Source organism: Flavobacterium sp., from assembly GCF_965657075.1.
GTDB lineage: Bacteria > Bacteroidota > Bacteroidia > Flavobacteriales > Flavobacteriaceae > Flavobacterium.
The window spans coordinates 1-23,861 of the sequence record NZ_CBFHMV010000017.1; the positions used below are offsets into that span (position 1 = coordinate 1).

Annotated in this window: 24 protein-coding genes and 2 tRNA genes; 13 read left to right on the forward strand and 13 right to left on the reverse strand. The window is 31.0% G+C overall.

What is annotated here, in order from left to right:
* Positions 1-124: 124 nt before the first annotated feature.
* The 5 genes from typA to proS all read right to left on the reverse strand — a co-directional run bounded on the left by typA (position 125) and on the right by proS (position 4,195).
* Positions 125-1,921: a translational GTPase TypA gene (gene typA / locus ACTF56_RS09750; RefSeq protein ID WP_438966718.1), complete on the reverse strand. Its 1,797-nt coding sequence runs from the start codon at positions 1,919-1,921 to the stop codon at positions 125-127.
* A 151-nt stretch (positions 1,922-2,072) separates the two neighbouring features.
* Positions 2,073-2,324: a 30S ribosomal protein S20 gene (gene rpsT / locus ACTF56_RS09755; protein ID WP_438966719.1), complete on the reverse strand. Its 252-nt coding sequence runs from the start codon at positions 2,322-2,324 to the stop codon at positions 2,073-2,075.
* Positions 2,325-2,479: 155 nt separating this feature from the next.
* Positions 2,480-2,551: transfer RNA gene (locus tag ACTF56_RS09760), tRNA-Glu, on the reverse strand.
* Positions 2,552-2,576: 25 nt separating this feature from the next.
* A tRNA-Glu gene (locus ACTF56_RS09765) sits at positions 2,577-2,648 on the reverse strand.
* Positions 2,649-2,716: 68 nt separating this feature from the next.
* Complete coding sequence (proS, locus tag ACTF56_RS09770; RefSeq protein WP_438966720.1) at positions 2,717-4,195, reverse strand: proline--tRNA ligase; 1,479 nt, start codon at positions 4,193-4,195, stop codon at positions 2,717-2,719.
* 128 nt (positions 4,196-4,323) lie between these two features.
* Between proS and ACTF56_RS09775 the strand changes: the two genes are divergently transcribed.
* The 8 genes from ACTF56_RS09775 (at position 4,324) to ACTF56_RS09810 (ending at position 11,078) form a co-directional block, all read left to right on the forward strand.
* Positions 4,324-5,277, forward strand: a complete 954-nt coding sequence (locus ACTF56_RS09775) for a hypothetical protein (protein WP_438966721.1) — start codon at positions 4,324-4,326, stop codon at positions 5,275-5,277.
* 35 nt (positions 5,278-5,312) lie between these two features.
* Positions 5,313-6,845, forward strand: coding sequence for an OmpP1/FadL family transporter (locus ACTF56_RS09780; RefSeq protein ID WP_438966722.1), 1,533 nt, complete (start codon positions 5,313-5,315; stop codon positions 6,843-6,845).
* Positions 6,846-7,060: 215 nt separating this feature from the next.
* Positions 7,061-8,374 carry a 30S ribosomal protein S12 methylthiotransferase RimO gene (rimO, locus tag ACTF56_RS09785; protein WP_438966723.1) on the forward strand — a complete coding sequence of 438 codons (1,314 nt, stop codon included), beginning with the start codon at positions 7,061-7,063 and terminating at the stop codon, positions 8,372-8,374.
* A gap of 39 nt (positions 8,375-8,413) precedes the next feature.
* The gene (locus ACTF56_RS09790; RefSeq protein ID WP_438966724.1) at positions 8,414-9,403 is read left to right on the forward strand and encodes a metal-dependent hydrolase; all 990 of its coding nucleotides are present in this window, start codon (positions 8,414-8,416) and stop codon (positions 9,401-9,403) included.
* Between the two features lie 77 nt (positions 9,404-9,480).
* A complete protein-coding gene (locus ACTF56_RS09795; RefSeq protein WP_438966725.1) occupies positions 9,481-9,720 on the forward strand; it encodes a YdcH family protein in 240 nt (79 codons plus the stop codon).
* 71 nt (positions 9,721-9,791) lie between these two features.
* Positions 9,792-10,268, forward strand: coding sequence for a GyrI-like domain-containing protein (locus ACTF56_RS09800; protein WP_438966726.1), 477 nt, complete (start codon positions 9,792-9,794; stop codon positions 10,266-10,268).
* Between the two features lie 20 nt (positions 10,269-10,288).
* Positions 10,289-10,546, forward strand: a complete 258-nt coding sequence (locus ACTF56_RS09805) for a 4a-hydroxytetrahydrobiopterin dehydratase (RefSeq protein WP_438966727.1) — start codon at positions 10,289-10,291, stop codon at positions 10,544-10,546.
* A 1-nt stretch (position 10,547) separates the two neighbouring features.
* Entirely contained in the window at positions 10,548-11,078 is a 531-nt protein-coding gene (locus tag ACTF56_RS09810; protein ID WP_438966728.1) for a hypothetical protein, read from the forward strand.
* A 3-nt stretch (positions 11,079-11,081) separates the two neighbouring features.
* Here ACTF56_RS09810 and ACTF56_RS09815 read toward each other — a convergent pair whose 3' ends face one another.
* The 5 genes from ACTF56_RS09815 to ACTF56_RS09835 all read right to left on the reverse strand — a co-directional run bounded on the left by ACTF56_RS09815 (position 11,082) and on the right by ACTF56_RS09835 (position 18,674).
* On the reverse strand, positions 11,082-12,413 hold the full coding sequence (locus ACTF56_RS09815; protein ID WP_438966729.1) for a LysM peptidoglycan-binding domain-containing protein: 1,332 nt from the start codon (positions 12,411-12,413) through the stop codon (positions 11,082-11,084).
* Positions 12,414-12,560: 147 nt separating this feature from the next.
* Entirely contained in the window at positions 12,561-14,102 is a 1,542-nt protein-coding gene (locus tag ACTF56_RS09820) for an acyl-CoA carboxylase subunit beta (RefSeq protein WP_438966730.1), read from the reverse strand.
* Between the two features lie 86 nt (positions 14,103-14,188).
* The gene (gene accC, locus ACTF56_RS09825; protein WP_438966772.1) at positions 14,189-15,628 is read right to left on the reverse strand and encodes an acetyl-CoA carboxylase biotin carboxylase subunit; all 1,440 of its coding nucleotides are present in this window, start codon (positions 15,626-15,628) and stop codon (positions 14,189-14,191) included.
* A gap of 117 nt (positions 15,629-15,745) precedes the next feature.
* Positions 15,746-16,231: a biotin/lipoyl-containing protein gene (locus ACTF56_RS09830; protein WP_438966731.1), complete on the reverse strand. Its 486-nt coding sequence runs from the start codon at positions 16,229-16,231 to the stop codon at positions 15,746-15,748.
* Positions 16,232-16,484: 253 nt separating this feature from the next.
* Positions 16,485-18,674 carry a B12-binding domain-containing radical SAM protein gene (locus ACTF56_RS09835; protein WP_438966732.1) on the reverse strand — a complete coding sequence of 730 codons (2,190 nt, stop codon included), beginning with the start codon at positions 18,672-18,674 and terminating at the stop codon, positions 16,485-16,487.
* Positions 18,675-18,765: 91 nt separating this feature from the next.
* Between ACTF56_RS09835 and bshC the strand changes: the two genes are divergently transcribed.
* The 4 genes from bshC (at position 18,766) to ACTF56_RS09855 (ending at position 21,539) form a co-directional block, all read left to right on the forward strand.
* Positions 18,766-20,355, forward strand: coding sequence for a bacillithiol biosynthesis cysteine-adding enzyme BshC (gene bshC / locus ACTF56_RS09840; protein ID WP_438966733.1), 1,590 nt, complete (start codon positions 18,766-18,768; stop codon positions 20,353-20,355).
* Positions 20,356-20,393: 38 nt separating this feature from the next.
* Positions 20,394-20,621 (forward strand): hypothetical protein, encoded by a 228-nt coding sequence (locus ACTF56_RS09845; RefSeq protein WP_438966734.1) that lies wholly within the window; start codon positions 20,394-20,396, stop codon positions 20,619-20,621.
* On the forward strand, positions 20,611-20,895 hold the full coding sequence (locus ACTF56_RS09850; protein WP_438966735.1) for a type II toxin-antitoxin system RelE/ParE family toxin: 285 nt from the start codon (positions 20,611-20,613) through the stop codon (positions 20,893-20,895). Before ACTF56_RS09845 ends, ACTF56_RS09850 begins: the two co-directional genes overlap by 11 nt.
* Positions 20,896-21,119: 224 nt before the next feature.
* Positions 21,120-21,539, forward strand: coding sequence for a nucleoside-diphosphate kinase (locus ACTF56_RS09855; RefSeq protein ID WP_438966736.1), 420 nt, complete (start codon positions 21,120-21,122; stop codon positions 21,537-21,539).
* A 149-nt stretch (positions 21,540-21,688) separates the two neighbouring features.
* On the opposite strand, the gene ACTF56_RS09860 is transcribed toward ACTF56_RS09855, so the two are convergent.
* On the reverse strand, positions 21,689-21,985 hold the full coding sequence (locus ACTF56_RS09860) for a DUF721 domain-containing protein (RefSeq protein ID WP_438966737.1): 297 nt from the start codon (positions 21,983-21,985) through the stop codon (positions 21,689-21,691).
* Between the two features lie 48 nt (positions 21,986-22,033).
* A complete protein-coding gene (locus ACTF56_RS09865; protein WP_438966738.1) occupies positions 22,034-22,453 on the reverse strand; it encodes a hypothetical protein in 420 nt (139 codons plus the stop codon).
* 101 nt (positions 22,454-22,554) lie between these two features.
* Here ACTF56_RS09865 and ACTF56_RS09870 point away from each other — a divergent pair, with 101 nt between their 5' ends.
* Positions 22,555-23,628: a serine hydrolase domain-containing protein gene (locus ACTF56_RS09870; RefSeq protein ID WP_438966739.1), complete on the forward strand. Its 1,074-nt coding sequence runs from the start codon at positions 22,555-22,557 to the stop codon at positions 23,626-23,628.
* 64 nt (positions 23,629-23,692) lie between these two features.
* Here the strand turns inward: ACTF56_RS09870 and ACTF56_RS09875 are convergent, their stop codons facing one another.
* The gene (locus ACTF56_RS09875) at positions 23,693-23,860 is read right to left on the reverse strand and encodes a hypothetical protein (RefSeq protein ID WP_438966740.1); all 168 of its coding nucleotides are present in this window, start codon (positions 23,858-23,860) and stop codon (positions 23,693-23,695) included.
* Position 23,861 lies beyond the last annotated feature (1 nt).

Genomic DNA, 23,861 nt, shown 5'->3' on the forward strand with positions numbered 1-23,861 from the left:
CTCGGAATTTTTGAAATTTTCTTTTTTGTTGACATATTATTTAATATTTAGTCAACTTTTTTCAGGACAAGACAATATAAAAAAAATGTCCCACTAAAAAGTGAGACATTTTTGAAAATTTTAATTATATTTTGAAACGTTTTCTATCGTTTTCTGTTAAATATATTTTTCTTAAACGAATAGATTTTGGAGTAACCTCAACATATTCATCTTTTTGAATGTATTCCAAAGCTTCTTCTAGAGAGAAAATGATTGGAGGAATAATTCTAGCTTTTTCATCATTTCCAGAAGAACGAACGTTAGATTGTTTCTTAGCTTTCGTTACGTTGATACACATATCATCAGAACGAGAGTTTTCACCAATTACTTGACCTTCATAGATTTCAGCATTTGGTTCAACAAAGAATTTACCTCTATCTTGTAATTTATCAATAGAGTAAGGAATTGCTTTTCCGTTTTCCATAGAAATTAAAGAACCATTGTTACGTCCAGGAATTGCTCCTTTATATGGTTCATAACCAATGTAACGGTGTGACATAATTGCTTCACCAGCAGTTGCTGTTAACAATTGATTACGTAATCCAATAATTCCACGAGATGGAATGTTGAATTTAACAATCATACGCTCTCCTTTGCCTTCCATAGAAAGCATTTCACCTTTACGGATTGTAACGAATTCTACAGCTCTACCAGAAAGATTTTCAGGTAAATCGATTGTTAATTCTTCAATTGGTTCACATTTTACACCATCAACTTCTTTGATGATAACTTGTGGTTGACCAATTTGTAATTCATAACCTTCTCTTCTCATTGTTTCAATAAGAACCGATAGGTGTAATACTCCACGACCAAAAACCATAAATTTATCAGCAGAATCAGTCTCACCCATTTTCATGGCTAAGTTTTTCTCTAATTCTTTAGTCAAACGATCTCTAATATGACGAGAAGTTACAAATTTACCCTCTTTTCCAAAGAATGGAGAATCATTAATTGTAAATAACATACTCATAGTAGGCTCATCAATTGCAATTGAAGCTAATCCTTCAGGATTTTCAAAGTCAGCAATAGTGTCACCAATTTCAAAACCTTCAACACCAACAATAGCACAAATATCTCCAGCAATTACTTCTTGTACTTTTTTACGCCCAAGACCTTCAAAAGTATGTAATTCTTTAATTCTTGATTTTATAATTTTTCCGTCTCTTTTTACTAATGAGATTGGCATTCCTTCTTTTAAAACACCTCTTTCTAAACGACCAATAGCAATACGACCGGTAAAACTTGAGAAGTCTAAAGATGTTATTAACATTTGAGGAGTTCCTTCAGAAACTTTAGGAGCTGGAACATTAGAAATAACCATATCTAATAATGGTTCAATGTTTTCTGTTTGATTTCTCCAATCATCAGACATCCAGTTATTTTTTGCAGAACCATATACTGTTGGAAAGTCTAATTGCCATTCTTCAGCACCTAATTCAAACATTAAATCGAAAACTTTTTCGTGTACTTCTTCTGGCGTACAGTTTTCTTTATCTACTTTATTAACTACAACACAAGGTTTTAAACCTAAGTCAATAGCTTTTTGTAATACGAAACGCGTTTGAGGCATTGGTCCTTCAAATGCATCTACTAAAAGACATACACCATCAGCCATGTTTAATACACGTTCTACTTCACCACCAAAATCCGCGTGACCAGGAGTATCAATAATGTTAATTTTTGTACCTTTATAATTAACAGAAACGTTTTTAGAAGTAATTGTAATTCCTCTTTCACGCTCTAAATCATTGTTATCTAATATTAAATCACCTGTGTTTTCGTTGTCACGAAATAATTGACAGTGATACATAATTTTATCAACCAAAGTAGTTTTTCCGTGGTCAACGTGTGCAATAATTGCAATGTTTCTGATAGATTCCATCTTATTTTTTTAGTGGTGCAAAGGTAATACTTATTTTGTAATAAAATACTAACCAATGCATTACTTTATTTTTATTTACTATTTCTTAACTTTTAGGAATAAAAAAAGCCCTCATAAAGAGAGCTTTATATTTTTTAAACTACGTTTCTAATTACAAAGAAGCTACGTGTTTAGTTAACTTAGATTTTAAGTTTGAAGCTTTATTAGCATGAATAATATTTTTCTTAGCTAATTTATCTAACATAGAAAACACTTCATTTAATTTAGCTTGAGCTTCAGTTTTATCAGTTGCCATACGAATTGCTTTGATTGCATTACGTGTAGTTTTATGCTGATATTTGTTAATTACTCTTCTTTTCTCGTTGCTTCTAATTCTTTTTAACGCTGACTTGTGATTTGCCATTTTTTCTTAATTTAATTGTAATAATTATTTATAAACTACTAGTTAAAAAAGAAAAACCTCCCACAATTGCCTGAACAATCACTTTGGTTTTAACTAATAAAATAAAAACTCGAGACACAAGCAATTATTTTACAAAACTTATTTACAACTAATTGTAGCCCGTAGGGGAATCGAACCCCTCTTACATGGATGAAAACCATGCGTCCTAACCGATAGACGAACGGGCCAATAACCCTGTAATTTCAATATTTGTAGCCCGTAGGGGAATCGAACCCCTCTTACATGGATGAAAACCATGCGTCCTAACCGATAGACGAACGGGCCGTACAACTCTGTATTGCGGATGCAAAAATACAACTATTTTTTATTTTCGCAATAAAAATTATATTTTTTTAATAAGCTTTTGCAAATAAAACCCTATATACTGATTTTGAACCAGTTAAAACACAAGTTCCTTCTTCATTTACGGCATCAATAGGTATACATCTTATGGTAGCCTTTGTTAATTCCTTAATTTTTTCTTCCGTTTCTGCCGTTCCATCCCAATGTGCTGAAATAAAACCACCTTTGTTTTCCAAAACGTCTTTAAACTGTTCAAAATCTTGAACTTCAGTAATATGCGTGTTTCTATAATCTAAAGCTTTATTAAATAAATCGTTCTGAATGGTTTCTAATAAATCAGCAATATAACTGACAATTCCGTCTTGAGCTACAACTTCTTTAGTTAAAGTATCTCTTCTTGCAATTTCAAAAGTTTTTTGTTCTAAATCCTTTGGACCAACCGCAATTCGGACAGGAACACCTTTTAATTCCCATTCTGCAAACTTAAATCCTGGCTTGTGTGTTGTTCTATTATCAAACTTAACTGAGATGTTTAGTTTTTTAAATTGACCTACTAAATCAGCAACTACAGTTGAAATTTTATCAAATTCTTCCTCCGTTTTAAAAATCGGTACAATTACTACTTGAACAGGAGCTAAATTAGGAGGCAGTACCAAACCTAAATCATCCGAATGAGTCATAACTAAAGCTCCCATTAAACGAGTTGAAACTCCCCATGAAGTTCCCCAAACGTATTCTTGTTTTCCTTCTGCATTGGCAAACTTCACATCAAAAGCTTTGGCAAAATTTTGACCTAAAAAATGAGAAGTTCCTGCTTGAAGTGCTTTCCCATCTTGCATTAAGGCTTCAATACAATATGTTTCTTCAGCTCCGGCAAAACGCTCCGTTTCTGTTTTTAAACCTTTTATTACTGGAATTGCCATAAAACGTTCGGCAAAGTCTGCATAAACATGCATCATTTTTTCTGATTCTTCAATCGCTTCCTGTTTTGTTGCATGAGCGGTATGCCCTTCTTGCCATAAAAACTCAGCAGTTCTTAAAAATAAACGGGTACGCATTTCCCAACGAACCACGTTAGCCCATTGATTAATCAACAAAGGCAAATCCCTGTAAGATTGTACCCAACCTTTATATGTTGACCAAATAATAGCTTCACTAGTTGGACGAACAATTAGTTCCTCTTCCAACTTTGCATTTTCATCAACTTTTAATTTTCCTGGTCTATCCTCATCATTCTTTAAACGATAATGAGTTACAACAGCACATTCTTTAGCAAAACCTTCAGCATTTTTTTCTTCTGCTTCAAACATACTTTTGGGAACAAAAAGAGGAAAGTAGGCATTTTGGTGACCCGTTTCTTTGAACATTCTATCTAATTCGGCTTGCATTTTTTCCCAAATTGCAAATCCATAGGGCTTAATAACCATACAACCTCTTACTGCTGAATTTTCAGCTAAATCAGCTTTTACAACTAATTCGTTGTACCATTTTGAATAGTCTTCAGCTCTTTTTGTTAAATTTTTACTCATTACTGTTTAATTGGCATAAAATTTGTTAGTTTATTCAATGTTAAAACTTTAATCTTAATTAAATTTTAACTAAAATATTCGACAAAACTAACTATTTTTGTGAAGTCCAACAATAAAAAATCGCTATTATGAAAACATTTTACCAAACTTCAATTAAAAATTACCGATTTATAGTATTCAGTATACTAGCATTAACAGTTTCATCTTGTGGTTCATTTAAAAATGCATCCTATGAAGAATCTGACGGTATTTATGGTTCAAAGAAAGAAACTACTTTAGACAGACAAACTAATTACACTCAAGTAAAACAAAAAAAAGACGCGGTAGAGAAGTTAAACAAAATACAAGAAAAGTTTGAAGAAACAGAAATCTTTGTAGATGTTGACAATTATTCTTCAGAGTCAAATGATAGCATTGTTTATGTTGAAAGAAGTGGTTATGCAGGTTGGGGAAATAACGCAACAGAAGTAAATATAAATTATTATAACACGGGTTGGAACAATTTGGGTTGGAATAATTGGGGTTGGAACAGTTGGTATGGTCCAGGATGGAATAATGGCTTTTACTATGGAAACATAGGATGGGGCTGGAACAATTGGGGTTGGAACAATTGGGGTTGGAATGGATGGTACGGAAATGGATGGGGCTGGAATAATTGGTATGGACCAAATAATGGATGGAACAACTGGAATGGAAATACCATCGCTTATAATTCAGGGAGAAGAGGTTCTAATAATTACGCTATAATTTCTGGGAGACAATCTAATGGTAGAACCGCTACAGTTTCTGGAAGAACAACTTCAACCACTATTGGAAATAGTACTGTACGAACAACAAGAACAAATGATGGAACAGTAAGAACGTCTACTAATACAAGAACTACAAGAACAACATCACCTACAAGGACTACTACTCCAACTAGAACAACAACACCAACTAGAACAACATCGCCAACTAGAACTAATTATCCAACAACTTCACCAACAAGATCTGGAGGAAGCATGGGAGGCGGACGTTCTTCTGGAGGAAGCTCAGGTGGAGGAAGATCATCAGGTGGTGGTGGCCGTGGCGGTAGAGGATAATCTTCATAAAAAATGTTTAAAAGAAAAATATACACATGAAAAAAATAGTAACATATTTAATCCTTGGCATTACAGTTTTAGGATATTCTCAAGAAGTCACTCCTGACGATGCGCTTCGATATTCCATTGAAGACCTAAACGGAAGTGCAAGATTTAGAGGTATGAGCGGTGCATTTGGTGCTTTAGGTGGAGATTTATCTGCTCTAAATATTAATCCTGCTGGCTCAACAGTTTTCAACTACAATACTTTTGAAGGAACATTGGCTAATTATTACAACAGAAATAATTCCACTTATTTTGGCGGAAGAGGTTCAAGCAATGAGAATTCATTTGACATTAATCAGATTGGGGTTGCTTTTGTTTTTAATAATACTGTGGAAAAAAGTGATTGGTCTAAATTGGCTTTGGCTTTTAATTATGAAAAAACCAATAATTTTGACAATCAATTGTTTATGCAAGGTACAAATCCTTCCAACTCTATTGGGAATTATTTTTTAAATTATGCACAAGGATATAATTTAGAATTCTTACAAACTTTACCGGGTGAAAGCATCAACTCTTTATATACATTTTTAGGAGAAACTAATGGTTTAGGTTTTGGAGCACAACAAGCAATGCTAGGATATCAAGGTTTTATTTTTAATGCTGATGATGACACAAATCCTTCAAATAATACATATAACACAAATATTGCTCCTGGTAGCTTTTATCAAGACAATTATGTAAATACTCAAGGATATAACAGCAAAGCAACTGCTAACTTTTCTGGATTGTATAAAGATGTGCTTTCACTAGGAATGAATCTAAACATACATTTTAGTGATTTTTTAAGATCTTCTTCTGTATTAGAAACCAATAACAACCCAGAATATACTACTGGCGAAACAGTTAAACTAATTCAATTTGATAACGAATTGTATTCTTATGGTAGAGGTTTTTCTATGAATTTTGGAGCAATACTAAAAGCAAGCGATATGTTTAGATTTGGACTTGCTTATGAATCTCCAACATGGTACACCATTAGTGATGAATTGACTCAAAATTTAAGAACGGTTACTACTGACGGAACTAATAATTTTACCAATATAGTTAATCCTCAAGTAACAAATGTTTACAAAAGTCATGGTGTAACTTCACCAGGAAAATGGACGGCTAGTACTGCAGTTATTTTTGGTAAAAAAGGATTAATTAGTTTTGATATTGCATCTAGAGATCACAGTAAAACCAAGTTTAGAAGAGAAAACGAAGATTTGAATCCGTATTTTGAAAACAATCTTCAAAATGCTATTTCCTATAATCTTGGTGGTGAATATAGAATCAAACAAATCAGTTTAAGAGCTGGATACAGATACGAACAAAGTCCTTACAAAGTGGATTACATTATGGGAGATTTGACTGGATATTCTGGTGGAATTGGATATAGTTTTAATGAATCTAGAGTAGATTTTGCTTTATCGAAAGCCAATAGAAACTACAATACACAATTAATATCTTCAGGAATGAATGATGCGGCAAGAATTAGAAACAACAACACTAATATAACCATGAGTTATACGGTGAGTTTTTAAAAAATAACATCATATGTAAACAGAAACTACTTCATTTGAGGTAGTTTTTTTTTGACTTAATTAAAAATTCCTAAATTCTATCTCTAGCCCTGATGGGAATGGAAATCCTCGAAGAGATTGTAATGGACAGCAGGAAGAAGCCACAATAAATAAAGCCCAAACCATACTGCTTCAAAGGATTATTTTATGTAATTTTGCACATCAATTTTGAAAATATGAGAACTAAATCTATAAAGAAAAATAAAATCAATGTAATTACACTTGGATGTTCCAAAAACGTTTATGATAGTGAGGTTTTGATGGGACAATTAAAAGCCAATGGTAAAGAAGTAACTCACGAAGCTACCAAAGACGAAGGAAATATCATTGTGATTAATACCTGTGGTTTTATTGATAATGCAAAGGAAGAATCTGTAAATACTATTTTAGAATATGCGGATAAAAAAGACAAAGGTTTAGTAGATAAAGTATTTGTAACAGGCTGTTTATCTGAAAGATATAGACCAGATTTAGAAAGAGAAATTCCGAATGTAGACCAATATTTTGGTACAACAGAATTACCTTTGTTACTAAAAGCATTGGGTGCAGATTATAAACACGAATTGATTGGAGAACGATTAACTACTACTCCAAAAAATTATGCTTATTTGAAAATTTCAGAAGGATGTGATAGACCTTGTAGTTTTTGTGCGATTCCTTTGATGCGTGGAAAACACGTCTCTACTCCTATTGAAAAATTGGTTATTGAAGCTGAAAAATTAGCTAAAAATGGGGTTAAAGAATTAATTTTAATTGCTCAAGATTTAACCTATTATGGTTTAGATATATACAAAAAGAGAAACTTAGCAGAATTATTAGAGAATTTAGTGAAAGTTGAAGGTATAGAATGGATTCGTTTGCATTATGCATTTCCAACTGGATTTCCAATGGAAGTTTTAGAGTTGATGAAACGCGAACCTAAAATTTGTAATTATATTGATATTCCATTGCAACATATTTCAGATAGTGTTTTGAAATCTATGCGAAGAGGAACAACTTATGAAAAAACCACGAATCTTTTAAAAGACTTTAGAAAAGCCGTTCCAGAAATGGCCATTCGTACGACTTTAATTGTGGGTTATCCTGGTGAGACGGAAGAGGATTTTCAGATATTGAAAAATTGGGTTGAAGAAATGCGTTTTGAAAGATTGGGATGTTTTACTTATTCGCACGAAGAAAATACACATGCTTATAATTTAGTTGATGATGTTCCAGAAGAGGTTAAACAAGCTCGTTCACTAGAAATTATGGAAATTCAAGCACAAATTTCTTGGGATTTGAATCAAGAAAAAATTGGTCAGACTTTTAAATGTGTAATAGACAGAAAAGAAGGGCAATACTTTGTTGGAAGAACCGAATTTGATAGTCCAGATGTAGATAATGAGGTATTAGTTGATGCGTCAAAATTTTATTTAAAAACAGGAGAATTTGTAAATCTAAAAGTAATTGATGCTACAGAATTTGATTTGTATGCTGAACCAATAAGTTAAATTCCAATAAGGAAATTCCAAATTCCAAAAAAATAGAAAATGGATTCATTATCACAAATAGTATTAGGAGCTGCCACATTTGCATTAATAAAAGATAAAGAAATTGGCAAAAAGGCTTTGTTATATGGTGCGATTTTAGGAACAATCCCTGATTTGGATATCTTAATCAATCCTTTTTTTAATACTATTGAACAATTATCCATTCATAGAGCGTTTTCACATTCTATATTTTTTGCGTTTTTATTGAGTTTATTGACTGCAAAATGGTTCAGCCATAAATACAAAACAAGTTATAAATCTTGGTTTTGGGCTAGTTTTTTAACATTATTTACGCATCCTTTATTAGATTTATGCACTACTTATGGCACAAGACTATTTTATCCGTTAAATAAATCTTTTTACACTTTAGATAATGTTTTTGTTGTAGACCCATTGTATACAATTTGGCTGCTTATTGGCTGTATATTACTGTTGACCTTAAAAAATAATTTTCCTAAAAGACAAATAATTATAAAAACTTCTTTAGTTGTATCAACAACCTATTTATTATGGGGTTTGATGGCGAATTTTATTGTAAAAAATCATTTTGAAAACGAATTGAAAAGACAAAATATCAGCTTTGAAAAAATTAAAGTTGTTCCTACTCCCTTCAATACTATATATTGGCAAGGCATTGTGAAAACCAAGGTTGGTTTTTATTTTGGCGATTATAGCTTTTTAGATTCTAAAACTTCAACAGATTTTCATTTTGAAAAAAATGATCTTGCTTTTCTTGAAAGTAAAAAACAAATTAAAGATTTAGAACCTTTTTTTAATTTTACTGAAGGCTATACATTAGCTAGATTAGAAAATGGGAAAATGCACATTTATGGTACTAAATTTGGACCAATAAATATTGAAAACAATCGAGCAGAGTTCTTTTTTCCACTTATTTTTAATGAAGATGGAACTTATGAATTAAGTCAAAAACAACCTGAAGACTTTCCTAAATTATTTAACCGTTTGTTTGCTCGTTTGAAAGGAAATTAAACCATAAATACGATGATATTTATCATATTTTAATTATCGTTTTTCTTTTATATTTGAATTAACTAATAAATATAAAAATGATAAAAAAACACAATTTAGTAGATGCATTTCCTGAATTTGAAAATAAAATTCAAGAATTAAAAGTAGTTGACAATCATTTTAAAAAAATGTATGATTCTTACGATGAATTAGACCATGAAATTTACAGAATTGAAAGTCTTTCAGAACCAGCATCAGACGAAGCTTTGAATAATTTAAGAATGACAAGAGTAAAATTAAAAGATGATATTTATAATTATTTAAGTAAAATAAAATAATTACTTCTAAAATTAAGTCCTCATAATTAAGTTTGTGAGGATTTTTTTTATATTTGAGTAAATATTATGCTATGTTTCTAAGAACCGAAACAATTTCTATCAAAAAAACCATTGGGTTTTCAACACAAACTTCATTAGCCAATGATAAAACTGTTGAAATTTGGCAACTGCTAATGCCTAGACTTAAAGAAGTTTCAAATGCCAAAAATGCTGATTTAATTTCACTTCAAGTGTATGATAAGAGCAGTTTGCAAGAGTTTACACAAGAAACTGAATTCAAAAAATACGCTTTAATTGAAGTCAAAAACTATGATATTATTCCTAACGACTTTGAAAAATTTGAAATTCCAGCCGGAAAATATGCCGTTTTTTTACATAAAGGAACTTCCGCAGAATTTTATAAAACCTCAAATTTTATTTTTGGAGAATGGTTGCCCAATAGCGATTATAGTTTAGATGATCGTCCTCATTTTGAAATTTTGGGTGATGCGTACAAAGGACATACTAATCCTGAAAATGAAGAAGAAGTTTGGATTCCAATTCAGTAATTAAATATAAAAATAGAATTTTGAATTTAAATAATTATAAAACCATGTGGAAAGAAGAAAACAATAAACTAAAACAAACATTTACATTCAAAAATTTTGTGGATGCCTTTGGTTTCATGACAAAAGTAGCACTTATAGCCGAAAAAATGAATCATCATCCCGAATGGAGTAATGTTTACAACAAAGTTGAAATCACATTAACAACTCATAATAGCGGCAATACCATTACTGAAAAAGATAGTGCTTTAGCTTTAGCAATTGATCAAATAAATTCATAACATGATGGATTCTATTTTAAAAAAGTTACATTTAATCAAAAACATTGAAATAAGTTTACCTATTTCAAAATTAGAATTTTCAAAAAGATTTAGAGAAAATGTTACTGAATCTGATTTAGGTTTCAATTTGTTTTCTGGATTTGAAGTATTTTCTTCCAATAAAAATGACTATAAAGGATTCATTTCAAATACTACTTTTAAGCTTAAACGCATTAGAAAACTTTTTGACAACAATGCGCATATGGCCATTGCAAATGGTAAAATCATTGAAGACACAAACGGAATTCATTTAAAAATAGAAGTCAAAGCCTACACTAAATTCTTACTGTTTTTTTACAGTTTTTTAGTATTTTTCTATTCTGTATTTTTGATAGGAATTTTGTTTACAGAACAAAAACAGACATTTTTTATAATTCCATTTATTTTAATTCATGCCGCTTTTATGATTTTGATTCCGTATTTTATATTAAAAAGAAGTTTGAAAAAATTAGAATCAGGACTTGAAAAAGAGTTTTATTATTGGACAAAATAAGTTTTAAAACTTATCTAAAACTCTATTAATTTTAACAAATCTTCTAGAGTAATAAGTCTCATTTAAAGAAGATATTATAACACCTCTACTCGAAGATGAATGTATGAATTTAATTTCGTCACCATCAAATTCAGTGACCATTCCAACGTGACTTACTGAACCTCTACCATTTGTTGAAAAGAAAATTAAATCGCCCTTTTGTGCTTTCGCTTTTTTTACTTTTTTCCCAAACTGAGCCTGACCTGATGATGTTCTTGGAAGCTTAAACTCAAGTTCATTATAGATGTAACACATCAAACCAGAACAATCAAAACCTCCAGGACTTTTTCCACCACTTCTGTATCGAGTTCCTATATTTTCAGATGCTTTTGCAATTAAAAATTCTGCTTTACTTAAGCCTTCATAACTCAATTCTGGTGTATCTTCGATATAATCATCAACTTCTGCATAAACCACTAAAGGCTTGGTGTTTTCTGGATTAATTACCGCTTTCTTAACTAATAACTTGTGACCAATAGCTAATTTATCAACTTGTTTAGGGTTTAATTTTTTTAATTGCTTTAGTTTAATACCGTATTTTCTTGCAATACTATTTAAAGTTTCTCCTTTTTCAATAACATGAAAAACTTCACCTGAATCATCTGGTTCTTCTATTTCGTCTTCTAAATTAGATTCAGCATTATTCATATTGCCAATATCAGTCGTAAGTAAATTGACTGGAATGGCTTCAATAAGTTCTATTTTTTCTTCTTTCTTAGCCTTCTGAATTAAAATTTTCTGACCAATTTGAATTTTAGAACTCACTTTTGGATTTAATTTTTTTAATTCGCTTAAACCTAAATTATATTTTTCAGCAATTTTACTTAAAGTTTCTCCTTTAGCAACTTTATGAAACACATCATTCTCAGGAGAAGATTTAGTACTATTGGCTATTTTAACAGAATCTTTTTTTATTTTTTTTAGACTTAAAACATCTCCAATTTTAATTTTATTTGGAGTTATATTGGGATTAAATTCGATTAAATCTTGGATACTAATACCATATTTTTTTGAAATACTTGTAAAAGTTTCGTTTGCTTCAACAGTATGTTCGGTTACTTTTGAACTTGATGTAGGTAGCCTTTTAGCTGGAATTTTTAAAACCGTATTCAACTGTAAAACAGTTCCTTTGACTTTAGGATTTAATTTATAAATTTCAGCTTCCTCAACATTATATTTTTTTGCAATAGAATAAAAAGAATCACCACTTACCACTTTATGCGTTATACTCTTTTGAGAAAAAGCAGCAGTTGTAAACAGTAAAAAAAACAAAATACCTATTTTTAAAAACTTCATTTATAATGTTTTACGAATATTTTTTAACACTTTTAAAAAGCGTTACAAGATAGAAAACTTATTCAACATTAAAGCATATGAAAACAATTTATTAACAAAAAACCTCAATTTAATAAATTGAGGTTTCCTTTTTAACTTTTTTGACTACTAGAGTGGAATATTTCCATGTTTGCGTTTTGGAATATCCACTACTTTATTTTCGAGCATACTGAATGCTTTGATTAATTTTCTTCTTGTGAATCTTGGTTCAATTACTTCATCCACAAAACCTCTTTGAGCTGCTGTATAAGGATTGGCAAATAATTGAGCATATTCAGCTTCTTTTTCTTTCAACTTTTCTTCAGGATTTGAAGCTGCTGCGATTTCATTTTTGAAAATAATTTCGGATGCTCCTTTTGCTCCCATTACAGCAATTTCGGCACTTGGCCAAGCAAAATTCATATCAGCTCCAATGTGCTTTGAATTCATTACATCATAAGCACCACCATAAGCTTTTCTTGTAATTACTGTAATTCTTGGGACTGTTGCTTCACTAAAAGCATATAATAATTTGGCTCCATGAACGATAATTCCGTTCCATTCCTGATCTGTTCCTGGTAAAAATCCTGGTACATCTTCTAAAACTAATAAAGGAATATTGAATGCATCACAAAAACGAACAAAACGAGCTGCTTTTGTAGAACTATTAACATCCAAACAACCCGCTAAAACCATTGGTTGGTTAGCAACAATTCCGATACTTCTTCCTCCCAGTCTTGCAAAACCAACAATAATATTTTCAGCAAAATCTTTGTGAATTTCATAGAAACTATCTTCGTCAATAATATCAGTAATTACCTCATGCATATCATAAGGTTTGTTGGCATTATCAGGAATAATCGTATCTAATTTATCTCTGATTTCGTCATTTAGAACATAATCTAACTTTGGAGTAGTTTCTCTATTATTTTGAGGTAAATAACTTAATAAACGTTTTATATCTTCTAAACATTCCACTCCATTAGGAGAAGTAATATGAGCAACACCAGATTTTGTAGAGTGTGTACTTGCACCACCTAATTCTTCAGAAGTTACATTTTCGTTAGTTACTGTTTTTACAACGTTTGGACCAGTCACAAACATGTAACTAGAACCTTCAACCATCATTGTAAAATCAGTCATTGCTGGAGAATATACTGCTCCACCAGCACAAGGTCCCATAATGGCAGAAATTTGTGGAATCACACCACTAGATTGAACGTTTCTGTAAAAAATATCTGCATAACCACCCAATGAACGCACACCTTCTTGAATACGAGCACCACCAGAATCATTTAAACCAATCATTGGAGCACCGTTTTTAAGTGCCTTATCCATTACTTTACAGATTTTTTCAGCATGAGTTTCTGATAATGAACCTCCAAAAACTGTAAAATCTTGTGCAAAAACGTAAACTAGTCTTCCGTTAATTGTACCGTAACCAGTAACTACTCCATCACCATAATAGATTTCCTTTTCCATTCCGAAATCTTTGGTTCTGTGTGTGACCAACATCCCAATTTCTTCAAAAGAACCTTCATCCATTAGATAATTTACACGCTCTCTGGCTGTTAATTTCTTTTTTTCGTGATGCTTTGCAATTCGAGCTTCGCCACCACCTTGTTTGGCTAAAGCTATTTTATCGTTTAATGTTTTTATTTTGTCTTGCATGTTTATTTTATTTAGAAGAAAGAGAAAAGACCGTTTCACTGAAAGAGAAAAGATTTGTCTTGCTTCTTTCTTCTTGTTTCTTTCTTCTAATTAGGCAACTTTACCAATTTCAAATCATTCAAATATTGTTTCAAAGCTATCATAGCAGCAATTTCTGCTTCTGTTGCATGTTGGGCTTTTAGTTTTTCGGCATCATAATATTTTTTCACAAAACCTGTATCAAATTCTCCAGAACGAAAGGCTTCGTGTTGCATTACAAATTTTCCAAAAGCTAAGGTAGTTGCAACTCCTTCCACGTGATAATTATCGATTGCTTTTATCATCAAAGCAATAGCTTCTTCCCTATTTTTACCATAAGTAATTAATTTTGAAAGCATTGGGTCATAAAAAATTGGCACATCCATACCTTGTTCGATTCCGTTATCTACACGAATTCCTTCACCTTCAGGTAAAATGTATGTACTTAAAAATCCTACATTAGGTAAGAAATCATTTAGAGGATCTTCTGCATACACACGAAGTTCCATTGCGTGACCGTTGATTTTTAAATCTTCTTGCTTCATGGGTAAAGCTTCACCTTGTGCGACTTTTATTTGTAGTTCTACTAAATCCAAACCTGCAATAATTTCAGAAACTGGATGTTCTACTTGCAAACGTGTATTCATTTCTAGAAAATAGAAATTGTGTTGGTCATCTAAAAGAAATTCAACAGTTCCTGCTCCTAAATAATCACAAGCTTTGGCTACTTTTACAGCTGCTTCACCCATTTTTTTACGTAATTCTGGAGTCAAAACAGCTGAAGGAGCTTCTTCCACTACTTTTTGATGTCTTCTTTGAATGCTACATTCTCGTTCGAAAATATAAACTATATTGCCATGACTATCAGCCATCACTTGGATTTCGATATGCCTTGGTTTGGTTACATATTTTTCAATGAAAACAGCTCCATCACCAAAAGCATTCACCGCTTCTGAAATAGCTCTGTTCATTTGTGATGTGAAATCAGCTTCTTTTTCTACAATTCGCATTCCTTTTCCACCACCACCAGCAGCCGCTTTAATCAGAATTGGAAATCCGATTGATGTTGCAATTTTCTTAGCTTCTTCAATATCAGTAATAGCATCTTCAGTTCCAGGAACCATAGGAATATCGTAATCTTTAACCGCTTCTTTGGCTGCTAATTTATTCCCCATCATTTCAATGGCTTTGGATTTTGGTCCAATGAAAATGATATTATTTTTTTCGCATAATTCAGCAAATTGAGCATTTTCACTCAAAAATCCATAACCTGGATGAATAGCATCAACTCCTAATTCTTTTGCAACTTCAATAATTTTATCACCTCTTAAATACGATTGACTTGAAGCAGCTTCACCAATGCAAACGGCTTCATCAGCAAATTTGACATGCAAAGCATTTCTATCCACTGTTGAATAGACTGCAACCGTTTTGATGCCCATTTTTTGAGCGGTTTTCATTACTCTAATCGCAATTTCACCGCGGTTTGCAACTAATATTTTTGTTATTTTTTTCATATATTTTAGATAAAAGAGGAAAGACCACTACGTTGAAAGAAAAAAGATTATTTTAAAAATAAAGCATTACTTCTCTCATATCTTTGTTCTTGCTTCTTGCTTCTTTATTTATTCAAATTCTATTAATAATTGTCCTTTTTCTACTGCGTTTCCTTTTTCTACTGCAATAGATTTTATGATTCCGTCTCTTGGTGAAAGGAAACTGTTTTCCATTTTCATGGCTTCTAAAATTAATAAAGGATCATTTTCTTTTACTTCTTGACCAACAGAAACGTTGATTTCCAAAATTAAACCTGGCATTGGTGCTTTAATAGCATTCACAACTTTGGTTCTTCCTTTTTCAATGCCCATTGCTGTTATTAATTGGTCTAATTCGTTAGCAATGGCTACTTCATAAACTGAATTATTAACTTTAACTGTATATTTTTTGGAAGCTAAATCGGTTGAAACTACTTCAACTGAATAAGGTTTGCTTTCTTTTAAGACATGAAATTTGTTATTTGACAACTGGATTTCATCTAAATTTTTTAAATCGCTTTCGTTGAAATCAAAGTTATTTTCTTGATTTACAGAAAGTTTATAGTTTGTACTCATAGTGTAATTTTTATGAAGGGTAAATTTACAAAAAAGAAAACGTTTTCGTAAATGAAATATTGGTAAAATGATATAGTTGATGAAAAAGTCAATTTTTCTATTTAATCGAATGCGTTAGTGATGGGAACGGCATCCTTTTTGTTTCGTTCTTAAAACGAGACAAAAAGATATAGTGGACAGCACGACCTGAAAGGGAACGCCCTAAACAATATCAAAATTCAATGTCAATAGCAATTTCAAAAAAGAAAGGAATTTATAAAACTAATAAACCTATTTCTCTCAAAGAATTTATTGATTTTGAATACCAAAACAACTCAAAATCATCTAAATTAGCTTCATAATCTGACTTTAATTGAGAAAAAGTCATTTTGTTATTTGTAGAAATTGAGATTTTTTCTAAAGTTTCAATTAACCATTCTCCTTTTTCTTTTTCGACAGTGATTTCGGTTACATTTTTTTTATCGTGAAAAGTCAGCTGCATCATTTCCCAACTGTTTCCTTTTTTGGATTTTGTGAAGATTTCGTAAGTTGGCTTTCCTCCTATCCAAACGATTTTGGCTGAAGGTTTGGTGTTGAAATCAATTGCATCTTGAAGTGCGTTGTAAATAAAATCGGGTTGGATTTTGGTGATTGGAATTTTGAAATCGAACCAATCTTGCAAAGGATAATCAAAACAAATTCCGTGCATGTAATTGAATAAGGATTTCTTTAAACCAAAGCTGAATTTTTCGTGATTGATTCCGGTTTTATCTTTGAAAGCTATGTCGTTATTGGCAAAAGTCACTTCATTTTGTTGTGGAATTACACCAAATTCTTCAGGAAACATACCTACTGGAGAATGAGCAGTCATGGCAAATTGATGCCAAAAACCCGATTGCAAAACTCCAATTTCGAACAATTGACGCACCATTTCCAAACTATCAACTGTTTCTTGAACAGTTTGCGTTGGGTAACCGTACATTAAATACGCGTGAACCATGATGCCACTTTCTGTGAAATTTCGAGTGACTTGAGCTACTTGTTCAACCGTAACTCCTTTTTTGATTAACTCCAAAAGTCTATCTGAAGCGACTTCCAAACCACCAGAAACAGCGATACAACCTGAAGCTGCTAACAAAATACATAAATCTTGAGTGAAACTTTTTTCAAAACGAATGTTGGTCCACCAAGTTACTTTTAGGTTTCTTTTTAGAATTTCCAAAGCCACTTCTCTCATTAAAGCTGGTGGTGCTGCTTCATCTACGAAATGAAAACCATTTTCACCTGTTTGAAGTATAAGTTCTTCCATTCTATCTACCAAAGTTTTGGCCGCTATGGGTTCGTATAATTTTATGTAATCCAAAGAAATATCGCAAAAGGTACATTTTCCCCAATAACAGCCGTGAGCCATAGTTAGTTTATTCCAACGACCATCTGACCAAAGACTGTGCATAGGATTGGCAATTTCGATAACAGAAATGTATTTATCTAAAAGTAAATCGGAATAATCTGGAGTTCCGACTTCACTTTGCTTGTAATCTGGTTTTGTGGAGTTATTTTTATAAACTACTTCGTTGTTTTCTAAAAGAAATGTTCGTTTAAAAAGCACTTCGACAAGCTCAGTGTGACAAACTGCATTATATAGACATTCTATAGGCAATTCGCCATCATCAAGCGTAATAAAATCGAAAAACTCAAAAACACGTTTGTCTTTTAAATCTCTTAATTCTGTATTTGGAAAACCACCACCCATTGCGATTTTTATTTCTGGATAGTTATCTTTTAAAAATTGTGCACATCTAAAAGCAGAGTATAAATTTCCTGGAAAAGGAACTGAAAAACAGATTAATTTGGGTTGGATTACTTCTATTCTTCCTTTTAGAATATTTAAAGTGATTTTATCTATAAACGTAATTTCTTTTTGTAATTCACTGTATAATTCATCAAACGAATTGGCACTTCTTCCTAAACGTTCAGCGTAACGGCTGAATCCGAAATTTTCATCAACACATTCTACTATAAAATCGGATAAATCTTCTAAATATAAAGTTGCTAAATGCTTGGCTTTGTCTTGCATTCCCATAGCACCAAAAGCATATTCTAAATCATCTACTTGATCAAAACGAGAAGCTTCAGGTAAGAAATTGCCGCTACAAATTTGTCTTGCTAAAGTTGGATTATTTCCTTGAAGAAAAGAGATTACGTTGTCAATGGTGTTGATGTAATCGTTTTTTAAGGCATAAATTCGTTGACTGTTGTCGGTTGTCGGTTGTCGGTTGTCAGCTGTCTTAAAAATCTCTTCTAAACCTTCTTTTGAAAACATTTCTAAAATCACTTCTATTCCTACATCCATTTGAAAGGCTTCAATGTTTTTAGTATTTAGAAACCCTTTTATATAAGCTGTTGCTGGATACGGTGTATTCAGTTGGGTAAAAGGTGGTGTGATTAAGAGTATGTTTTGCAAGGATAATGTTTTTGCAAAGGTAAAGTATATTTTAAGATTTCTATAATACTTTAAAAAATGTAATTTACTACTTTTACAAAAAAATAAAACTATGCCATCTGACTGTATAAGCTACCAAAAATCAGGATATTTTTCTAAATTGATGAATGATTATTTAGAAGAAAAAACCAATTTAAAAGCATTGTACAATAGGTTTCCAAAGTTGGAAAATTTTTCAGAACAGCTTAAAGAAAAACGAAGTAACTTTCCATTTAAAAATAGAGAAATTTTAGTTGATTCAATTAACAAACAATATAAAAACATTGAAACTTCTGAAACAACTTCAAACAATATAAAACTTTTAAACGAAGAGAACACTTTCACAATTACAACTGGACATCAATTGAATTTATTCACTGGACCTTTGTATTTTTTGTATAAAATCATTTCGACTATCAACCTTTGTGAACAGTTGAATAAAGAATATCCAAATCAAAATTTTGTTCCGATTTATTGGATGGCTACCGAAGATCATGATTTTGAAGAAATTAATCATTTTTGGTTTAAAGGAAAGAAAATCAGTTGGCAAAAAGAAAGTTTTGGTCCAGTTGGGAGATTACCTACTGAAGGTTTAAGAGAGGTTTTTGAGCAATTTTCGTCAGAATTAGGAATTGGAGAAAATGCAACATATTTAAAAGATTTATTTGAAAAAGGCTACTTAGAACAATCTAATTTAGCCGATGCTACTCGGTTTATTGCCAATGAGCTTTTCAAGGAAAAAGGTTTAGTAATTTTGGATGGTGATGATAAGAATCTGAAACAATTGTTTGTTCCTTATGCTAAAGAAGAATTGGTAAATCAGAGTTCTAGCGAAGAGGTTTTGAAAACTAACGAACTTTTGTCTGAATATAAAATCCAAGTCAATCCACGTGAAATTAACTTATTTTATATTGAAGATAATTTGCGTGAGCGAATTGTTTTTGAAGACAATATCTACAAAGTTTTAAATACAAATTATACCTTTTCGGAAAGTAAAATTTTAGCTGAATTGGAAAATCATCCAGAAAAGTTTAGTCCAAATGTGATTTTACGTCCTTTATATCAAGAAGTGATTTTACCTAATTTATGCTACATTGGTGGTGGTGGTGAATTGGCTTATTGGTTGGAATTGAAATCTAATTTTGAGGCAAACCATGTAACTTTTCCGATGCTTTTACTTCGAAATTCAGTTTTAATTGCAAGTCAAAAACAAGCTGAAAAAGCTGATAAATTAGAATTAACTTGGGCTGATTTATTCAGTAAACAACAAGATTTGATTTCGAATAAAACAAAAGATTTATCCAATTTTGATATAGATTTTACTTCTCAAAAAGAACATTTAAAAAAGCAATTTGAAGATTTATATGCCATTGCAGCTAAAACAGACAAATCTTTTGTTGGAGCTGTAAAAGCACAAGAAGTCAAACAAATAAAAGGTTTAGAAAACTTAGAAAAACGTTTATTAAAAGCTGAAAAAAGAGTTTTAGCTGAAAAATTAGAACGCATTACTTCTCTTCAAGATGAATTGTTTCCAAAACAAAGTTTACAAGAACGAAAAGCCAATTTCTCGGAATATTATTTGGAATTTGGTCAAAAATTAATGGATAAATTGTTTGAAGAATTGAAACCTTTGGAAAATGTGTTTACCATAATTACTATTTGATTTTTTTTTTTTGTAATTTTACATCAAAATGTTTCAAAATGAATATTTTAGAAGAAAGAAAAAAGTTAATTGCAAAAATTAACAAAATTGAAAACCTTGAAGTTTTAGAAAAAATTTCTTTACTTGTAGAAGCTTCTTCTTCTATATTAAATGAAAATCAAATTCTTGAAGTTAGAGAGAGAAGATCTGAATATTTAAAAAACCCAGCGGAAGTACTTTCTTTAGAAGAGTTTAAAAGAGCAATTAAATCCAAATATGGTATTTAATATTCTTTTAAGTAAAAAAGCATCTTTAGAAATTGAAAATGATATTGAATATTATAGTGAAATAAATAAAAAATTAGGTAAACAATTTTATTCTGAATTTTTAGAAAATTTGGATTATCTTAAAACAAATCCCTTTTTATTTCAAATAAAATTTGATACTTTTCGTGAAGTACCCTTTAAAAAATTTCCATATGTTATTGTTTATGAAATTATTGAAAATTCATTAATAATAAATGCTGTTTTTCATACTTCAAGAAATCCCGAAAAAAAATAAACAAAAAACAAACCCTTCTCACCTAGCCCTGATAGGAATGTAAATCATTTTTATCTCGTTCACAAAACGAGATAAAAATATTGCAATGGATAGCAGGAAATACATAACTAAAAATGCCCAAGTCTTTCGCTACAAAAAAATTAGTAAACTTTTAAACTAATAAACTTTTAAACTTCAGTCTAAATACACTACTTTTGCACTCGAATTAAAAAAACAAAAACGTTATGGCAACGAATAGAACTTTTACAATGATTAAGCCAGATGCTGTTGAAAACGGACACATTGGTGGAATTTTAAATATGATTACTGAAGGTGGTTTCAGAATTGTAGCAATGAAATTAACGCAATTAACGGTTGCTGATGCTCAAAAATTTTATGCTGTTCACAGTGAAAGACCTTTCTTTGGTGAGTTAGTGGAATTTATGACTAGAGGTCCAATTGTTGCTGCTATTTTAGAAAAAGATAACGCTGTTGAAGACTTTAGAGCTTTAATTGGTGCTACCAATCCTGCTGATGCAGCTGAAGGAACTATTCGTAAAAAATATGCTACTTCAATTGGAGAAAATGCAGTTCACGGTTCAGATTCTGATGAAAATGCTGCTATTGAAGGGGCTTTCCACTTTGCTGGAAGAGAAATGTTCTAGTAAAAAGTATTCAGTTGGTAGTGTTCAGTGAGCAGTTTGCCTAAAAATATAAAATCCCGTTTCTTAATTGAAATGGGATTTTTTTATCTGAATATCTAATGTTAGGATTTTTTTTCGATGGCTGAAGCCGGACGGCAATTCAAATAAAATTATCTAAAAATTAAATTTTTGATAATTTCTTTTCCCATTTCTTCATTTATCATTTTGATGATTTTGTCTTTTCCATAGCTTAATTCATTTCGTAAAACGGCTGAAGATAACTTTACATATAAGGTATCTCGTTTTAAAAGAACTTCTTCGGTATAATTATTAACGCCATTTCCCATTAGATTTTTCCAAGCTTGTTCCACATCAACTTTATCCATTCCGTTATCTAATTTATTAACTTGGATGAATTCTTTTAAAATGTCTTGCATGGAATGTTCTTCGTTGAATCTTTTAGCCATTGTTTTTGTTATTGAAGGAATTAGATGTGGATTTTAAGATAACTTCAGTTAGTTATTATCGAATAAAACTGGTCTTTTGTAATGATATTCTAAATCATTCTTATTTTTAACGATTAATTTTTCTTTAGAAATTGAAATGATTTCTTCTTTCCATTGAGAATAATCGGTTTTGTAATTTATAGAACAACTTCCGTCTTTAAGTTCTATAGTGAAATCTTCTGAAACATCATTGGTTAGAAAAGTACCATCATATTGTTGTATGCCTTTTTTTCTTATTCCTTTTTTATCATTTACTTCAAAAAAATCGAAAGTTTCGTTTGCTTTATATTCTTTAGTTTCTCCATCAGGAAGAATAACGTGTTCAATTTCCCAATAACCGCTAAGATTTTGAATATCAGTTTCTTTAACTTCTTTTTGGCAAGAAACTAAAAAAAGGAATACCAATGCAAATACTATCTTTGTCTTCATATTATAAATATTGCACTAAATTACAAATATTTAGTTTTGGATTAAACTATTTTATACTTTTATTGTCTTATTAAAATATTAATTTTTTTAATCTTGTTGTTATGAAAAAAATAGTCTTATTTACTTTTCTAGCGTTTTCATTGGTTTCTTGTTCTAACGACGAAGAACCTTCTTTAGATGATCAAAATCCAACAGAAACTATTTACTTTCCTAACAATGGATCTGATGTTTGGGAAACTAAATCCGTTAGTGAATTGGGCTGGAATCAAAATAAATTACAACCTTTATTAGATTATTTAGAATTAAAAAACACAAAAAGTTTCATCATTCTTCACAATGGAAAAATTGTAGTAGAGCAATATTTTGGAAATCATACCGCAACTTCTCCTTGGTATTGGGCAAGTGCAGGAAAAACTTTAACCACAGCTGTGAGTGGTATTGCAGAACAAGAAGGTTTAATTAATATTAATAATAAAGTATCCGATTATATTGGTACTGGTTGGACTAGTGCTCCATTAGTTAAGGAAAATATGATTACTTGTAAAAATCTGTTATCTATGAATTCTGGTTTAGATGATACTTTGGGAGATGATGTTTCTCCAAGCAACTTACAATATATTGCTGATGCTGGATTACGTTGGGCTTATCATAATGTTTATGTGAAAATGCAAGATGTTGTGGCACAAGCTAGTGGTCAATCATGGTCTAATTATTTTAACACTAAACTTAGAGATAAATTAGGTATGTCTGGGTTATGGATCCAAGATGGTGGTTTGAGCGTATATTGGAGTAATACTCGAAGTATGGCACGTTTTGGCTTGATGATTTATGCTGACGGAAAATGGCATTCTTCTCAAATTTTAAATGAGAATTTTTTAAATGCAGCAACAACAACATCTCAAAATTTAAATCTATCTTATGGTTATATGTGGTGGTTGAATGGCAAGACAAGTTATAGGTTACCACAAACTCAATTTCAATTTACAGGAACTTTAATTCCAAACGCTCCAAGTGATATGTATGCTGCTTTAGGTAAAAATGATCAAAAAATATATGTAGTACCCAGTAAGAAACTTGTAATAATACGAATGGGTGATTCTGCAGATAATTCAAATTTTGCTTTATCAGATTTTGACAATGCACTTTGGGGAAAAATTAATGAACTAACGAATTAATTTCTAAAAGAATAGAAATTTAAAATAGTCATCGAGAATTCATAGGATGATCATTTTATGTAATTTATTTTTTCTTTTTAAGTAACAAATGAACTGCATAAAAATACATTCCGAAAGAAAGCAAACGAAGCATAACTAAAACATTTTCGTTGTCGAAAAGAAAAGGAATTAAAGCCAAAACTGAAGCAATTACAAAAATCAACAAGGGATTTTTTAAAAATGAATTATTCATA

What these genes read in the sequence shown, in the direction of transcription:
- typA (WP_438966718.1), bottom strand. Translation starts at nt 1,921, where the DNA reads ATGGAATCTATCAGAAACATTGCAATTATTGCACACGTTGACCACGGA.
- rpsT (WP_438966719.1), bottom strand. Translation starts at nt 2,324, where the DNA reads ATGGCAAATCACAAGTCAGCGTTAAAAAGAATTAGAAGCAACGAGAAA.
- proS (WP_438966720.1), bottom strand. Translation starts at nt 4,195, where the DNA reads ATGAGTAAAAATTTAACAAAAAGAGCTGAAGACTATTCAAAATGGTAC.
- ACTF56_RS09775 (WP_438966721.1), top strand. Translation starts at nt 4,324, where the DNA reads ATGAAAACATTTTACCAAACTTCAATTAAAAATTACCGATTTATAGTA.
- ACTF56_RS09780 (WP_438966722.1), top strand. Translation starts at nt 5,313, where the DNA reads ATGAAAAAAATAGTAACATATTTAATCCTTGGCATTACAGTTTTAGGA.
- rimO (WP_438966723.1), top strand. Translation starts at nt 7,061, where the DNA reads ATGAGAACTAAATCTATAAAGAAAAATAAAATCAATGTAATTACACTT.
- ACTF56_RS09790 (WP_438966724.1), top strand. Translation starts at nt 8,414, where the DNA reads ATGGATTCATTATCACAAATAGTATTAGGAGCTGCCACATTTGCATTA.
- ACTF56_RS09795 (WP_438966725.1), top strand. Translation starts at nt 9,481, where the DNA reads ATGATAAAAAAACACAATTTAGTAGATGCATTTCCTGAATTTGAAAAT.
- ACTF56_RS09800 (WP_438966726.1), top strand. Translation starts at nt 9,792, where the DNA reads ATGTTTCTAAGAACCGAAACAATTTCTATCAAAAAAACCATTGGGTTT.
- ACTF56_RS09810 (WP_438966728.1), top strand. Translation starts at nt 10,548, where the DNA reads ATGATGGATTCTATTTTAAAAAAGTTACATTTAATCAAAAACATTGAA.
- ACTF56_RS09815 (WP_438966729.1), bottom strand. Translation starts at nt 12,413, where the DNA reads ATGAAGTTTTTAAAAATAGGTATTTTGTTTTTTTTACTGTTTACAACT.
- ACTF56_RS09820 (WP_438966730.1), bottom strand. Translation starts at nt 14,102, where the DNA reads ATGCAAGACAAAATAAAAACATTAAACGATAAAATAGCTTTAGCCAAA.
- ACTF56_RS09830 (WP_438966731.1), bottom strand. Translation starts at nt 16,231, where the DNA reads ATGAGTACAAACTATAAACTTTCTGTAAATCAAGAAAATAACTTTGAT.
- bshC (WP_438966733.1), top strand. Translation starts at nt 18,766, where the DNA reads ATGCCATCTGACTGTATAAGCTACCAAAAATCAGGATATTTTTCTAAA.
- ACTF56_RS09845 (WP_438966734.1), top strand. Translation starts at nt 20,394, where the DNA reads ATGAATATTTTAGAAGAAAGAAAAAAGTTAATTGCAAAAATTAACAAA.
- ACTF56_RS09850 (WP_438966735.1), top strand. Translation starts at nt 20,611, where the DNA reads ATGGTATTTAATATTCTTTTAAGTAAAAAAGCATCTTTAGAAATTGAA.
- ACTF56_RS09855 (WP_438966736.1), top strand. Translation starts at nt 21,120, where the DNA reads ATGGCAACGAATAGAACTTTTACAATGATTAAGCCAGATGCTGTTGAA.
- ACTF56_RS09860 (WP_438966737.1), bottom strand. Translation starts at nt 21,985, where the DNA reads ATGGCTAAAAGATTCAACGAAGAACATTCCATGCAAGACATTTTAAAA.
- ACTF56_RS09865 (WP_438966738.1), bottom strand. Translation starts at nt 22,453, where the DNA reads ATGAAGACAAAGATAGTATTTGCATTGGTATTCCTTTTTTTAGTTTCT.
- ACTF56_RS09870 (WP_438966739.1), top strand. Translation starts at nt 22,555, where the DNA reads ATGAAAAAAATAGTCTTATTTACTTTTCTAGCGTTTTCATTGGTTTCT.
- ACTF56_RS09875 (WP_438966740.1), bottom strand. Translation starts at nt 23,860, where the DNA reads ATGAATAATTCATTTTTAAAAAATCCCTTGTTGATTTTTGTAATTGCT.